Origin of the sequence: Flavobacterium sp. MMS24-S5, from assembly GCF_050320125.1 — a bacterium.
In the GTDB taxonomy this organism is placed as follows: Bacteria; Bacteroidota; Bacteroidia; order Flavobacteriales; family Flavobacteriaceae; genus Flavobacterium; species Flavobacterium tyrosinilyticum.
Map to the genome: position 1 here is coordinate 2,541,192 of NZ_CP190016.1, position 14,631 is coordinate 2,555,822.

General features: G+C 34.3%; 14 protein-coding genes and 2 pseudogenes. 4 read left to right on the plus strand and 12 right to left on the minus strand.

The genetic code is table 11. The features are described from left to right. Positions 1-23: 23 nt before the first annotated feature. Positions 24-1,384 (plus strand): IS3 family transposase gene (locus ACPWTF_RS11745; RefSeq protein WP_427872395.1). Its coding sequence is split into 2 segments (ribosomal slippage): positions 24-507 and positions 507-1,384, totalling 1,362 coding nucleotides; the frame shifts between segments, so codons are not numbered across the junction. A gap of 89 nt (positions 1,385-1,473) precedes the next feature. Here ACPWTF_RS11745 and ACPWTF_RS11750 read toward each other — a convergent pair. Further along, positions 1,474-2,418 (minus strand): OmpA family protein, encoded by a 945-nt coding sequence (locus ACPWTF_RS11750; RefSeq protein ID WP_427875556.1) that lies wholly within the window; start codon positions 2,416-2,418, stop codon positions 1,474-1,476. A gap of 113 nt (positions 2,419-2,531) precedes the next feature. After that, a complete protein-coding gene (locus ACPWTF_RS11755; protein WP_427875557.1) occupies positions 2,532-3,293 on the minus strand; it encodes an exodeoxyribonuclease III in 762 nt (253 codons plus the stop codon). A gap of 119 nt (positions 3,294-3,412) precedes the next feature. Between ACPWTF_RS11755 and ACPWTF_RS11760 the strand changes: the two genes are divergently transcribed. Continuing rightward, the gene (locus ACPWTF_RS11760) at positions 3,413-5,215 is read left to right on the plus strand and encodes a GNAT family N-acyltransferase (protein ID WP_427875558.1); all 1,803 of its coding nucleotides are present in this window, start codon (positions 3,413-3,415) and stop codon (positions 5,213-5,215) included. Positions 5,216-5,330: 115 nt separating this feature from the next. Here ACPWTF_RS11760 and ACPWTF_RS11765 read toward each other — a convergent pair whose 3' ends face one another. The 7 genes from ACPWTF_RS11765 to ACPWTF_RS11795 form a co-directional block, all read right to left on the minus strand. After that, a complete protein-coding gene (locus ACPWTF_RS11765) occupies positions 5,331-5,777 on the minus strand; it encodes a hypothetical protein (protein ID WP_427875559.1) in 447 nt (148 codons plus the stop codon). 70 nt (positions 5,778-5,847) lie between these two features. Then, positions 5,848-6,321 carry a suppressor of fused domain protein gene (locus ACPWTF_RS11770; RefSeq protein ID WP_427875560.1) on the minus strand — a complete coding sequence of 158 codons (474 nt, stop codon included), beginning with the start codon at positions 6,319-6,321 and terminating at the stop codon, positions 5,848-5,850. Positions 6,322-6,339: 18 nt separating this feature from the next. After that, a complete protein-coding gene (locus ACPWTF_RS11775) occupies positions 6,340-6,945 on the minus strand; it encodes a hypothetical protein (RefSeq protein WP_427875561.1) in 606 nt (201 codons plus the stop codon). A 152-nt stretch (positions 6,946-7,097) separates the two neighbouring features. Next, positions 7,098-7,358, minus strand: coding sequence for a TM2 domain-containing protein (locus tag ACPWTF_RS11780; protein WP_427875562.1), 261 nt, complete (start codon positions 7,356-7,358; stop codon positions 7,098-7,100). A 200-nt stretch (positions 7,359-7,558) separates the two neighbouring features. After that, positions 7,559-7,837 carry a TM2 domain-containing protein gene (locus ACPWTF_RS11785; RefSeq protein ID WP_095930301.1) on the minus strand — a complete coding sequence of 93 codons (279 nt, stop codon included), beginning with the start codon at positions 7,835-7,837 and terminating at the stop codon, positions 7,559-7,561. 58 nt (positions 7,838-7,895) lie between these two features. Then, positions 7,896-8,270, minus strand: a complete 375-nt coding sequence (locus ACPWTF_RS11790; RefSeq protein WP_427875563.1) for a DUF805 domain-containing protein — start codon at positions 8,268-8,270, stop codon at positions 7,896-7,898. Positions 8,271-8,458: 188 nt separating this feature from the next. Beyond that, positions 8,459-9,409: a 2-hydroxyacid dehydrogenase gene (locus ACPWTF_RS11795; RefSeq protein ID WP_427875564.1), complete on the minus strand. Its 951-nt coding sequence runs from the start codon at positions 9,407-9,409 to the stop codon at positions 8,459-8,461. Between the two features lie 209 nt (positions 9,410-9,618). Here ACPWTF_RS11795 and nhaA point away from each other — a divergent pair, with 209 nt between their 5' ends. Together nhaA and ACPWTF_RS11805 are read left to right on the plus strand one after the other, a co-directional pair. After that, a complete protein-coding gene (nhaA, locus tag ACPWTF_RS11800; protein ID WP_427875566.1) occupies positions 9,619-10,758 on the plus strand; it encodes a Na+/H+ antiporter NhaA in 1,140 nt (379 codons plus the stop codon). Between the two features lie 193 nt (positions 10,759-10,951). Beyond that, positions 10,952-11,029: pseudogene (locus tag ACPWTF_RS11805) on the plus strand (c-type cytochrome); the annotation flags it as partial. A gap of 510 nt (positions 11,030-11,539) precedes the next feature. On the opposite strand, the gene proC reads toward ACPWTF_RS11805, so the two are convergent. The 3 genes and pseudogenes from proC to rsmA all read right to left on the minus strand — a co-directional run bounded on the left by proC (position 11,540) and on the right by rsmA (position 14,547). Beyond that, positions 11,540-12,316: a pyrroline-5-carboxylate reductase gene (gene proC, locus ACPWTF_RS11810; RefSeq protein ID WP_427875567.1), complete on the minus strand. Its 777-nt coding sequence runs from the start codon at positions 12,314-12,316 to the stop codon at positions 11,540-11,542. Between the two features lie 111 nt (positions 12,317-12,427). Continuing rightward, a pseudogene (gene mgtE / locus ACPWTF_RS11815) lies at positions 12,428-13,778 on the minus strand (magnesium transporter). After that, the gene (rsmA, locus tag ACPWTF_RS11820) at positions 13,762-14,547 is read right to left on the minus strand and encodes a 16S rRNA (adenine(1518)-N(6)/adenine(1519)-N(6))-dimethyltransferase RsmA (RefSeq protein WP_095930325.1); all 786 of its coding nucleotides are present in this window, start codon (positions 14,545-14,547) and stop codon (positions 13,762-13,764) included. The pseudogene mgtE and the gene rsmA overlap by 17 nt, the downstream one beginning before the upstream one ends. Positions 14,548-14,631: the final 84 nt, after the last annotated feature.

A 14,631-nucleotide genomic window follows, 5' to 3' on the forward strand; every position in this document is an offset into this window, starting at 1 on the left:
AGACGCTATTTGGGGGCATTTTTATGGAAAGAAAAGTCAAGCACAGCTATGAATTCAAACTTGAGTGTGTAGAATTAGTAGTTGTTAAACATTATTCATTTGCATTAGCATCTAGCGAGAAAGGAACCAGCAAATCTAATATACGCAAATGGGTCAGTTTTTACAGGGAATATGGAAGGGCAGGTTTAATGTCACGAAAAAATCAGGTTTATCCGATTGGTTTTAAATTAAAGGTTTTAAAGTCAATTTGCAGGGATTCATTATCTTTAAGAGAAGCTCGTTTGCGATTTAACATTCCTTCGGATTCAATTATCATTAAATGGAAAAAAGATTTTGCTAATTTTGGTTTAGAAGGATTAAAACTAAAACCAAAAGGGAGACCAAAATCTATGAGTGATTTTAAAGATAAAAAAAGTAAATCTGAAAAACCTTTAACCAGGGAAGAAGAACTTCTGTTGGAGAATGAAGCATTACGCTGTGAAATTGATTATCTAAAAAAGTTACAAGCCTTAATTCAAGCCGAAGAAAAAGCCAAAAATCGCAAGTCATAATGGAATTAAGGCATCGCTATGATTTAAAATTACTTTTAAATTGCAGTAATGTGGCGCGCAGCAGTTTTTATTATTATCAAAAACAGAGTAAAACAGCTGATAAATACAAAAAAGTAAAAGAACTTATAAAATCAATTTATTCTAAGCATAAGGGGCGTTACGGATACAGGAGGATCACTAGTGAGTTAAAGCTTCAAGGGATAATCATCAATCATAAAACAGTTTTAAGGCTAATGAAATCGTTGGGATTAAAAAGCCTGATCAGAGTTAAAAAATATAAATCCTATAAAGGAGAACAAGGCAGGATTGCCCCAAATATTCTGAGCAGAAACTTTAAAGCATCAGTGCCTAATCAAAAATGGGCGACCGATATAACTGAATTTAACGTCTCAGGAAAAAAATTATATTTATCACCAATAATTGATTTGTTTAATGGAGAAATAGTTAGTTATGAACTGGCTGAAAGACCTGTATTTAATCAGGTAGCCGTGATGCTTGAAAAAGCATTTAAGAAAATACCCGACAATACTAATTTAACGCTGCACTCTGATCAAGGATGGCAGTATCAAATGAAACAGTACCAATGCTTATTAAAAGAAAAAGGAATTAAACAGAGTATGTCCAGAAAAGGAAATTGTCTTGACAATGCAATTATTGAAAACTTCTTTGGAACATTAAAATCAGAGTTGTTTTATCTTAAAAAATACAGTTCCATTGGTCAATTAAAACAGGAGATTATTGAGTATATTAATTATTATAATAATGACAGAATAAAACTTAATCTAAAAGCAATGAGCCCGATACAATATCGAGCTCATTATTATAAAACTTAATTATTAATTTGTCTAAACTTTTGGGTGCAGTCTAAACTTCAACCCTTTTTAAAATCTTAGAAACTTAGTATCTCAGAACCTTAACATCTTTAATTAATACTATTCAACATCTCCGCAATCTCATCTAATCTTGGAGTTAAGATAATTTCGATTCTACGGTTTTTCGCTTTTCCTTCTGGAGTTGCGTTGCTTGCCAAAGGAGAAAACTCGCTTCTTCCTGCTGCTGTTAGTTTTTGTTTATTGATTTTTGGATTTTCGGTTAAAATCGCTACGATTGCTGTTGCTCTTTTAGTTGATAAATCCCAGTTGTTTGCGATTGGCCCCGAACCAGCATACGGATCGTCGTCTGTATGTCCTTCAATTAAAACAGAAAGATCTGGATTATCACCTAAAACTTTTCCAAGTTCAACAACCGCTTTTCTACCTTCTGTTCCAACAGCCCAACTTCCTGAATTGAAAAGCAATTTGTTTTCCATAGAAACATAAACTTTTCCGTTTTTATGTTCTACTGTCAAACCTTTACCTTCAAAACCAGTTAATGCTTTAGATAAAGTTTCTTTAAGCTTACGCATTGCTTCTTCTTTGGCCGCAATCATATCTTCCAATTCTTTTAGACGATTTGCTGTTTTATCCAAACGAGCTTGTTCGTCTGCAAGAGCTTTACCTTTTGCTTCTAATTGTGCTAACAATTCACGGTTTTTTGCCATGTTTTTCTCTAATGCATCATTGCTGTTTTTCTCTAATGCATTATACGAATCTTGTAAAACTTTATATTTATTTTGAGCCGCCGCCAAATCTGCTTTTTGTTTTGCCAAATCATCATTAGCAGTTGCTAAATCTTTAACCAGTTTATCACGATCGGTTTCCAATTGATTCTTTGCTTTCTTCAAATTTTCATTTTCATCAGCAATAGAACGATTTTCTTTTTTCAAATCTGAATATTTTGTTTCTAGATCATTGTAAATTTTCTTAGAAACACACGACGTTGTGGACAAAGCTAATGCTAGTAATCCGATGGAGGCTTTTTTAATCATCTTTAATCAGTTTTTATTTTAGGCATTTAATAATTTTAAATTTCAAAATTCAATGCCAATTGCAATATCAATTTTAAAATTTAAATCTTTTTCAGCAAGAACAATACCAAAAATTAATCAATCTCAACTAAAATCGGACAATGATCTGAATGCATAGCATCTGGAAGTATAACCGCTCTTTTTAATCTGTCTTCTAATGCGTTACTTACCAAATTATAATCAATACGCCAACCCTTATTGTTTCCTCTTGCTCCTGCACGATAACTCCACCAAGAATAATGATGCGGTTCTTTATTGAAATGACGGAAACTATCTATAAATCCAGATTTCATAAAAGTATCCAACCAAGCGCGCTCTGCCGGAAGAAATCCAGAAACTGTTTTGTTACGAACTGGATCGTGAATGTCAATTGCTTCGTGACAGATATTATAATCTCCGCAGATGATCAGATTCGGAATCGTAAGTTTTAATTCATTGACATAATTCTGAAAATCATCCATAAACATAAACTTATGATCCAGCCTTTCAATGTTTGTTCCAGATGGAAGATACAAGCTCATTACAGAAACATCATCAAAATCTGCACGAAGATTTCTACCCTCAAAATCCATATGATGAATTCCCGTACCGTAAACAATATTGTTTGGTTTAGTTTTAGAAAGAATAGCTACTCCGCTATACCCTTTTTTGGTTGCAGGATAGTAGTATTGAAACGGATAACCCGCTGCTGTTATATCATCTACCGGAATTTGATCTTGCGTAGCTTTTATTTCCTGAAGGCAGATAATATCAGGATTTGCTTGTTGCAACCACTCAATAAACCCTTTGTTTATTGCGGCTCTAATTCCGTTTACATTATAAGAAATAATTTTCATCAGTGATTTTTTTAAGGATTTCAAATGTAATAAAAAAGTGCAAAGTTTGTCTTGGAAACAACGAAAAGTAGACTTTTTTGTTATCTTTGTTCGCTGTTCTAATAAATTAAAAGTAGTACATGGGTTTAGTTACCGCGAAAGAAGTTGCAAAGGCAATAAATGTTGAAAAGTACGGAGTTTTCGGTACCTTTTCTGGCTGGATTCTTATGAAGGTTCTTAAGATCTCGACCCTTAATAAAATTTACGACCGCAATAAACACTTGGAAGACCTTGCGTTTTTGAACGGAATTTTGGATGAAATGGAAATTAAGTTCGAAATCCCAGAAGAAGATTTAAAACGTCTACCAAAAGATGGTGCGTATATTACCATTTCAAATCATCCGCTTGGAGGAATTGATGGAATTTTACTTTTGAAATTAATGCTTGAAAGAGAGCCAAATTTCAAAATCATTGCCAATTTCTTATTACACAGAATTGTTCCGATGAAAAAATACATTATGCCGGTTAATCCTTTTGAAAACCATAAGGATGCAAAATCGAGCGTAATTGGTATTAAAGAAACGTTGCGCCATTTAAGCGACGGAAAACCACTGGGTATTTTTCCTGCTGGTGAAGTTTCTACCTATAAAGATGGTAAATTAGTAGTGGATAAACCTTGGGAAGAAGGTGCTCTTAAACTAATTAGAAAAGCAAAAGTTCCTGTAGTTCCGATTTATTTTCATGCCAAAAACAGTAAATTATTCTACTGGCTTTCTAAAATTGACGATACTTTACGTACTGCAAAATTACCTTCTGAACTGTTAACGCAGAAAGATCGTGTAATTAAAGTTCGTATTGGAAAACCAATTTCTGTATCTGAACAAAACGAAATTGAATCTTTTGAAGAATACTCAGAATTCTTGAGAAAGAAAACCTATATGCTAGCCAATCCGTTTGAAAAAGACACCAAACTGATTGATACAGCAAGTCTTAAAATACCAAAAGCACCTAAAAAAATTGTAACAGCTGCAAGCGAATCAAAATTGATTGATGAAGTTCAGGCATTGCGTGATAATGACAGCAGATTTTTACAAAGCAAAAACTATGAGGTTTTCTTTGCAAGTGCAAAAGAGATTCCGAACATTTTACATGAAATAGGGCGTCTTCGCGAAATTACTTTTCGTGAAGTTGGAGAAGGAACAAATGAATCTATTGACTTAGACGAATACGACCAATATTATCACCATATGTTTTTATGGGATGATGAAACCAAAAAAATCGCAGGTGCTTACCGTATGGGATTAGGTTCTGAAATTTATCCAAAATACGGAATTGAAGGTTTTTACTTAACGGATCTTTTCAGGTTTGAACCAGAACTTCATGATATGATGCACAAATCGATCGAAATGGGTCGTGCATTTATTGTAAAAGATTATCAGCAAAAACCAATGCCTTTGTTCTTATTGTGGAAAGGTATTATTCACACCACTTTGCGCCATCCAGAACACAAATATTTAGTTGGAGGTGTAAGTATCAGTAATCAGTTTTCAGATTTCTCTAAATCATTGATGATTGAGTTCATGAAATCGAACTATTACGATCCGTATATCGCACAATACATTCACCCGAAAAAAGCGTACAAAGTAAAACTAAAAGACGCCGATAAAGATTTTATCTTCGACGAAGCAGAATCTGACTTGAACAAGTTTGACAAAATTATTGACGAATTGGAACCAGGGAACTTACGTTTGCCTGTTTTAATTAAGAAATACATCAAACAAAATGCAAGAGTTGTAGCTTTCAACGTTGACCCATTATTCAACAATGCTATTGACGGTTTAATGTACATTAGAATTGCAGATATTCCAGAAAGCACAATGAAACCAGTTATCGAAGAGTTTCAGATTGAATTGGAACGTAAATTATCTGAGAAGGAAGATTAAGTTTTCTCTTTTGATATAAAATAGAAAATCCCATTTGCTTAATTAGTAAATGGAATTTTCTATTTGTTTCTTAATTGGAACGGGCACGGATTGCAAATCCGCGCTATCGGCTATTTCAATCTAGCCACCATTCATTTTCTTCAACAACATTTCTTTCTTTCTTAAAGATGTTTTCAATTTTAGATTTAGAATAATTCAATAAATTTTTTGGAACAATTATTTGCAACATTCCTCCTCCTGCATCAATCAATTCTCCATTATTTCCCTTTTTAACTTCATCATCCACCATTATTTTTATTTGTTCAGAACTACATTTACTTAAAATATCTTTGCATATGTCCTTAAAAACGTCAATAATTTTATCCGTAAATTTAAATTGAGCATTATTCGATAATGAAATTACAAAACATTCCATATTTTCAGAAGTTGGAGTTATTAAAGACATCCACTCATTACCACCTACATTGTCATTTTCTAAGCTAGTACAAGCCATCAACTGTTCCATTGGATTTAGTTTTATGATAGATGCATCTAGCTCAATCCAATTAATTTCTCTACTCATTACCTATTAAAATTAATCTCTTTCTTTTTATACGGATAACCATTTTGTTCTGTTTTTATATCTATATTCTTTAAACCACTTCATTTCGATTTAAATTGAATATTTCCTCTCCTAACTTGTCAAGTTCATTTAGTACAGATTGTGAACCAGATTCTTTCATTTCCTCCAATTCTCTTTCTGAAACAGGCACTATCCATAAAAAAGTCACATTTGAATCGGCATAGCCAGGAAATTTCATTTGAGGCAAAACTTTTAAGTTATTGGTAAGAACTGCATACTTAAATTTTTCACTAATACTTGTTTGAAATTCTACCGTATGTCCTTCTGCTAAAAATGTAATATAGTCCCATGGAATCATTGTAATTCCGCTTACTAGACCAGCAACGTCATTTACTTGCTCATTTGTCATTCCTGACTTTAAAATAACTCCAAGTTCAATCCTATTCACTTCATTAGGATTTTCACAATACATTTCTACTTTTGGCTGTGGACGTAATGATACTGCTACAGTTGCAAAAACAGTCTTTTCTTTTCCTTCAAGCACATACAAACCTTTTGGAGGTCATTCTGGTTCATCAATTGCGAAATATTTTTCACTTTTACCGAATATTTCATCGTAGTAATTTAAGATTTCTGGCTGTACCAATTGAAAAGGATTAGGCTGTTTATCCCATGATTCAAAAAATTCAATGGCATTCTCGATACGTTTGCGCATTTCATTATCTTCTGAAAACTCCCATGCAAAATCCCCTGTACCGTTGCAATCACGTGCATATCCATAAAATCCTCCATCGCCACCCCAACTAGGAATTACGCATAAAATCTCTCCATTTTCCAATAATGCTGCCCCATCCCCTTCTTCCAACCAAACAATTTCCAAATTATCAGAACTAAGTGCCTCTTGACCTTTCGGGAATTTGCAAAACTCTTTGGTTAACATAGGAGGAACACCTTTTTCCATCAGTTTTGTTTCTATTTTTTCTGGTGCTTCAGTTAAATTTCGAATCCAGCAGCTTTTCATACCAAAATCTTCGTTATCACCAAACAAATAAAAATAAGCTGTTCTATTGTCTTGTTCTACAACCGCTGTTATTGGACAATTTGGACTTCGAAGTTCAAGAAGAACTTCAGGCTTTTCAATCTTATTGTTTCTACTAAATAATCCCATATTTTACATTAAAATTTAATTACAATGAAGTAACGTTTTTTATTTAGTAAAAGAAAATTTTTATTATAATGTCTTAAGTTAAAATCATTTCTTTGGGAGAAATTTCAAAAAAAATCCCATTTCAGCAATCAGAAATGGGATTTATAAATTTTTTAGAACCAAGGTTTTTTTCCAACTTGATACGTTTGATAAAACTCATCATCCGATTTTGTTAAGTAAATAATTCCTTCAACAAAACCAACCATTCCGCCTAAACCGCATGTTACTACCGTAACCACAAGTTGAATGATTCCTTCCTTTTGATAACCTAAATAAAATTTATGCGCACCAAAAGATCCTAATACGATTCCTAAGATCCCTGCAGTTGTTTTTTTATTCTCAGCTTTTCCTGAATTTAATCCTGTGTTTTCCATATTTTATTTTTATAATTCCCTACTCTTAAGGATTTTCAGTAACTCCATTTATACTTTTAAACAGAGTGCAAGATTACTCACTTTGCCAATCGCGAATAGCCACTAAAAGTTTTTATACTATCATAAAAAGACATTTTTAAACCATAAAAAAATCCCATTCAGTTCTGAATGGGATTTCTAGTATTATATGCGTTTTTCTCTTAAAACCAGCCTTTTTTACCAACTTGGTACGTTTGGTAAAAATCTTCATCTGATTTTGTCAAATAGATGATTCCTTCAATGAATCCAATTATACTACCAACTCCGCAAGTTACGATTGTAATTACAATTTGGATGATTCCTTCTTGAGTGTATCCTAAGATAAATTTATGAATACCTAAGTATCCAAAAATAATTCCCATAATTCCTGCTAATACTTTTTTATTCTCTTGTCTAGGTTGAGATGGCGTATTCCAGCTTTCTGGTTTTGTAGTTTCCATTTTTATATTATTTAGTTAATTATTAATTCCGATTTCATCAATTTCTTCAATAGTACTTTTAGGATTCTGGACCGTAATAGTTTTCGCCATGCTCCCCTTCTGTTATTAACAAAACTAATATCCAGATAGGCCCTGCTAAGGGAATTAAAGAGACCAAAACTGTCCAGCCACTTTTGCCAATATCATGCATTCTTCTAACTGTAACAGCTAAAGATGGAATGATAGAAGCTATCGCATAAAGGCAAAACAATCCTACTGCAATTGAAAAACCTGCTGTTGTACCTAAAACTGCGGTTAGTATCCCTCCTAAAAAAATAAACACAAAAAACAAAAGTGCTGTTGTGAGACGAAAATACCAGTATTCACTTCTTCTAGCTCTTCCGCTAAAATTCGAATAGTTCTGGAACATGGCAATTTTATACCATTCAATCATACTTAGGATAATTTGTTTTTGAACCTACTCTTGGGATTTTCGGTTTTCTCCGAACTTAAAAAAAGAATCTATTTAGACTCATTCTTTTAAATTCGGAAACAATATTATTAAAAATTAACAAATAAAACTAATCTTGCCAAATAAAATTTACAGGAAAAAACTCGTTATTAAAATCTAAAGGCTGTAGACTATTTTTTACTATAAACCGCTTTGATTTTATCGACAATTACCTGAGCCAAACGCTCATGACTTTCAAAAGTCCAACCTGCAATATGAGGCGTTAGTAATACATTTTTTGCCTCCATAAGATATTGAAGTGCTTCGGGTGTATTATTTTCTTGGAATAAAGTTTCAAACGAAAGCTTTTCGTATTCTAAAACATCCAAACCTGCACCTAAAACTTTTTTAAACTTCATAGCTTCAACCAAATCGGCCGTAACAATGTTTTTACCGCGCGAAGTATTAATAATCCAAAAAGGCTTTTTAAACGCATTTATAAAGTCGCTATCAACCATTTTATCTGTTTCTGGTGTCCACGGAAGGTGAAGACTTAAAACGTCTGTTTTTTCACGTAATTCTTCCAACGAAACTTGTTTCGCATTTTCATCGCCAACGTTATCCAAAATATCATAACATAAAACTTCTGTATCAAAACCTCTCAGTTTTTTAGCAAAAGCTTTTCCCATATTTCCGTAACCGATAATTCCGACCGTTTTTAAATCCAATTCATGGCCACGATTGCTTTCGCGATTCCATTGTCCGGCCTTTACTTCTGAATCAGCTTGGTTTAGATTATTAAATAAAGATAAAATTACGCCAAGCGAATGTTCTGCAACAGCGTTGCGGTTTCCTTCTGGAGCGGCAATAAGATGAATTCCTTTTGAAGAAGCATACTCACAGTCAATACTTTCCAGACCTGCGCCAACCCTCGCAATAAATTGCAACTTTGTTGCAGCGTCTAAAAAAGTCTGATCAATCTTGAAACGGCTGCGAATTACGATTCCGTTATAGTCTTGAATTTTCGCTTCAATTTCTTCTTTTGAAGATTTGAAATCGGCGTGATTTTCGAAACCAGCTTCTTCCAATTGATTCCATAAAATTGGATTATTGCTGTCGATATGAAGAATTTTTATGCTCATTTTTTTCTGAATTTTATAAAACACAAAAATACGGTTAATTTGATCTCGTCAAGTCACAAAGCCCCAAAGTTTTTCCTATTACAAAAAACTTTGAACCTCTGAATCTTTGCGCCTTTGCGCCTAAACTTTTTATTGGTCAGATTTTTTTTTAACTTTGAAAGAATAAAGATTTTACAATCTATCATATAAATCTTCAGAAAATCTTCCCAATGAAATTAACCAAGACTTTTAAAGCCTTTTTTGAAAACGAAAAATCGGGAGGAATTATCTTGCTCGTGGTCACGATTTTATCTCTTTTTCTCGCTAACTCTTCAGTTCAAATTCCGTATGTTTCTTTTTGGGAAAAAGAATTTTCAGGACATTCTGTAACCGATTGGATCAATGACGGATTGATGACCATCTTCTTTCTTTTGATTGGTTTAGAACTGGAACGCGAGATTTATCATGGTGAATTATCCAATATTAAGAATGCTTCATTGCCCATAATGGCTGCTTTTGGCGGAATGCTGGTTCCTGCCGCAATATTTCTGGTTTTAAATTACGGAACAACAACTCAAAACGGAGCCGGAATTCCAATGGCGACCGATATTGCTTTTGCTATCGGAATTTTATCGCTTCTAGGAAACAGAGTTCCAGCTTCTTTAAAAGTATTTTTAACCGCTTTGGCTGTAATTGATGATTTGGGTGCCATTATCGTGATTGCTATTTTCTACACGACTTCTATTTCTTTTTTAAACCTCGGAATTGCACTTGGAATTTGGTGCCTTCTTTTTGTTTTAAACCGAATGAAAATTCACAATCTCATTCCGTATCTCATTGGCGGAGTCATAATGTGGTACTTTATGCTTAATTCTGGAGTTCATGCCACAATAACGGGTGTAATTTTAGCATTTGTTATTCCGTTTGGAGATGGTGGCGAGAAAACGTCTTCATACAGGTTACAGCATTTTTTACACCAACCTGTCGCTTTTTTTATTTTGCCTTTGTTTGCCATTGCCAATACTGCTCTAACGATTACCGAAAACTGGCACGAAGGCTTAAATCACGCCAATACTTACGGAATCATTCTCGGACTAGTAGTCGGAAAACCACTTGGAATTTTACTTTTCTCTTCTGTTGGTGTAACGGCAGGTTTGTGCACTTTGCCGAAAAATTTAAAATGGGCGCATATCTTAGGCGCAGGAATGCTCGGCGGAATCGGTTTTACCATGTCGATTTTCATTACCGTTCTTGCTTTTAAAAATCCTGAAATTATTGTTTTTTCTAAAATAGCGATTCTAATTGCTTCTTTCTTAGCGGGACTTATGGGATTTATTTATTTGAAATACACGCTAAATAGATTGAAATAAAATTCAAATTTCCTAAGGTTATTAAATGAAAAGAATCAGGCAAATACTTGCGATATCAATATCACTCATACTATTGCTTGTTGGTATTATTATTTATCAAATAAAATATACTCCTCCAAACCCTAACTTAAATCCTCAAATACCCGTTTCGTTTTGCGGAACCCAAGCTTTTGAATTAACAGGAAATCTATACAAAGGAAAAGAGATTTTTAATTCGAATTGTGCTGCCTGTCACAAATTAGACTCCAAAAGCACTGGACCTGCACTTCGTGATGTAGATTCTTTAATTCTTGTAAAATGGATGCTTAGAAAAAATCACAAAATCGACAGTACAAAAATCGAGAACTTAGGAATCGATTACCATCGAACAATGTTTAAAGATGTTTTGAATGAAGACAATCTTCCTTTCTTATTTGAGTACTGCTCAGAAAGACGTTATTAAATATTAAAGGCAAAAATCACAAATTCCAATCTAAACAATAAAATCTAGTATTCTGTTTGTCTTCCTGAGCGAAGTCGAAGGACTTTACAGCATATAAGGTCTTCGACTCCGCTCAGACTGACAATCGTTGCTCGTGAAAAAATTCTAAATCTCAAATTTCAATCTAAACAATAACAATCTTGTATCCTGTTTGTCTTCCTGAGCGAAGTCGAAGGATTTTACAGCGTGTAAGGTCTTCGACTTCGCTCAGACTGAAAATAGTTATCCATAAAAAAAATCCCAAACCCCAACAAAAATTGGAATTTGGAATTTAAAACTATTTGGAATTTCTTTAAAAACCTAACCTTTGATTTGTTTCAAAGAAGTCTTAATCCCTTTAATTAAAGACGAACTGAAGCCATTATGCTCCATTTCATTTAAACCGACAATTGTACAACCTTGTGGTGTTGTCACACGGTCGATTAATTGTTCTGGATGCACTTTTTCTTCTAAAAGCATTTTTGCTGCTCCTTTTACGGTTTGCGCCGCAATTGCTAAAGCGGTATTAGAATCAAAACCAATTTCGATTCCTGCCTGCATAGACGCGCGAATATAACGCAATGCATACGCAGTTCCACAAGCACCTAAAACGGTTGCCGCATCCATCAATTTTTCGTCGATTACAGGAGCAGTTCCTAAATCTTGGAATAAATCAACAATTGGCGAAGCATTTGCTGCATATTTTTCTGGAAAAGAAATACAAGTTGCCGACTCTCCAAACTGTGCTGCAATATTTGGCATAATGCGAACAACTGGATATTCGTAGTTTGTTTTGGTTTGAAGCACATCCAAAGACAATCCGCTTACTGCTGAAGCAATTGTTTTGTTTTGAATAACGGGCAAAATTTCGGCCAAAACAGTATCTACCTGATACGGTTTTATAGTTAGAATTACAACATCGGCATCTTGGATGTTGTGTTTATTATCGTTAGAAACAGCAATTCCATATTCAGATAAATATTGAATGCTTGCTATGTTTCTTCTTGTGACAGTAACTTGGTTGTTTTTCGAGAATTTAGCAATTCCCAAGGCAATAGAAACCCCAAGGTTTCCTCCTCCAATTATGTGTACTTTCATTCTGGTTGGCTTTAATTATTTGTAGCTGATAAACAGCATTTTTTCCGCCTGTAAATTACGTAGATTTTAGAGATCTTAAATCACTGTAATCTACTAATTTGTGGCAAAAATCTAAAATCCAAGAATTAAGTTTGCTACTCCAAAGTAGAGCATAATTCCGAATACGTCGTTGGTCGTTGTGATAAACCGAACCAGTCGCAATTGCGGGATCAATTTTATTTTTATTTAAGAAAAGAGGAACCAAAGTTCCTAAAGTCGCCGCAAACAAAATCACAACAATCATTGAAATTGAAATCGCAAATCCTACTAAATACTGCTGATACATGATAGAATGATAGCATAACAAAAGAAACGAAATGATACTTCCGGAAATCATTGAAACGGTAATTTCTTTAGTAAAATAAGCACGGCTGAAATCTTTAAGTGTTCCGTTTGCCAAACCTTGTACTACGATTGCCGAAGCCTGAACTCCGATATTTCCAGCAGTTGCCGAAAGTAAAGGAACAAAAATGATTAGTGTAGAATATTTCTGAAAAGTTGCTTCATTGCCTTTCAAAACAAAAGACGCTACAATTTCGATCACCATTCCGATCAAAAGCCATGGCAAACGCGCTTTGGTTAATTCGTAAACGCTGTCATTCGATTCAACGTCTTGGGTAATACCGGCAGCTAACTGGTAATCTTTATCGGCTTCTTCCTTTATTACGTCTACGATATCGTCAATGGTAATTCTTCCCACCAAACGGCCTAATTCGTCAACAACCGGAATTGCCTCTAAATCGTATTTCTGCATGATACGAGCGACCTCTACGTCTTCTGTATCAACATTTACAAAATTTAATTTTCGGATATAGACTTCACCAATCTGAGTTTTGGTAGAAGAAGTCAGTAAATCTTTCAGCGATAATCTTCCTTTTAATCGGTTTTCATCATCGACTACGTAAATAGAATGTACTCGAGATACATTTTCAGCCTGAATTCTCATCTCTTTAACGCAGGTCAAAACGTTCCAATTTTCATTCACTTTTACAAGCTCTTTACCCATCAAACCACCTGCAGTGTTTTCGTCGTAACGCAAAAGATCAACAATATCTTTGGCGTGTTCAACGTCTAATATTTCAGAGATTACTTCCGCTTTGATTTCCTGCGAAAGTTCTGCGATAATATCGGCAGCATCATTGGTTTCAAGCTCGTCAAGCTCTTCTGCGATTTCCTTTGGTGAAAGTCGGCTTAAGATATTTTCACGCAGATCCTCTTCCAATTCAAGAAGAATCTCGGCTGTTTTATCACTATCTAAAACCTTAAAGATATAAGTTGCCTCGTCGAAATCTAATTCGTCTAAAATTTCGGCAATATCAGCGTGGTGCAGATCATTAAGTAAAACTTCTAATTCATTGTCGTTTTTCTTATTGATCAGCTCCTCTAGCTGGTGTATAAATTCTTTACTAACTTTGAACTCCATCGGTTTCTATTTTTAGAGTTAGTTCAATAAATTCATCGACGCTAAGCTGCTCCGGACGTTTATCAAAGATAGTGTCTTCTCGCAAATGGTCTGATAAATTTAATGTTTTCAAACTGTTACGTAATGTTTTTCGTCTCTGCTGAAAAGCGGTTTTTACAACTGTAAAAAATAACTTTTCGCTGCAAGGAAGACTGTAATCTTCCTTTCGGGTCATTCTCATCACACCCGATTTCACCTTGGGCGGAGGAATAAAAACGTTTTCATCAACCGTAAACAGATACTCTGTAGTATAGAAAGCCTGGGCTAAAACGGATAGTATTCCGTAGGTTTTCGAGCCTTTCTTTTCGCAGATGCGCTCGGCTACTTCTTTCTGGAACATTCCTGAAAATTCAGGAATCTGATGTTTAAGATCTAATGTCCTAAAAACAATCTGAGAAGAAATATTGTACGGAAAGTTTCCAATTATGGCAAACTGTTTGTCTTGGTAAACTTCATTTATATTATACTTCAGGAAATCCTGAGAAATAATCTTGTCTTTTAATTTTGGATAATGTGCATCCAAATACGCTACAGATTCGGTATCGATTTCTATAACATGTGTAGTAATTGGCTTTTCAAGCAAATACTTAGTAAGCACACCCATTCCTGGTCCTATTTCTAAAACCTCATCGTACCCTTTCAGACTTAAAGTGTCTGCAATAGCTTTTGCTACGCTTTCGTCTTTAAGAAAGTGCTGTCCTAAATGTTTTTTGGCTTTTACTTTTTCCATTTCATTTCTTGTTTGCCACGAGGGCGCAAAAGTATTCTTTTTTTTGCCACAAAGGCTCAAAGACACAAAGATTTAATTTCTTTT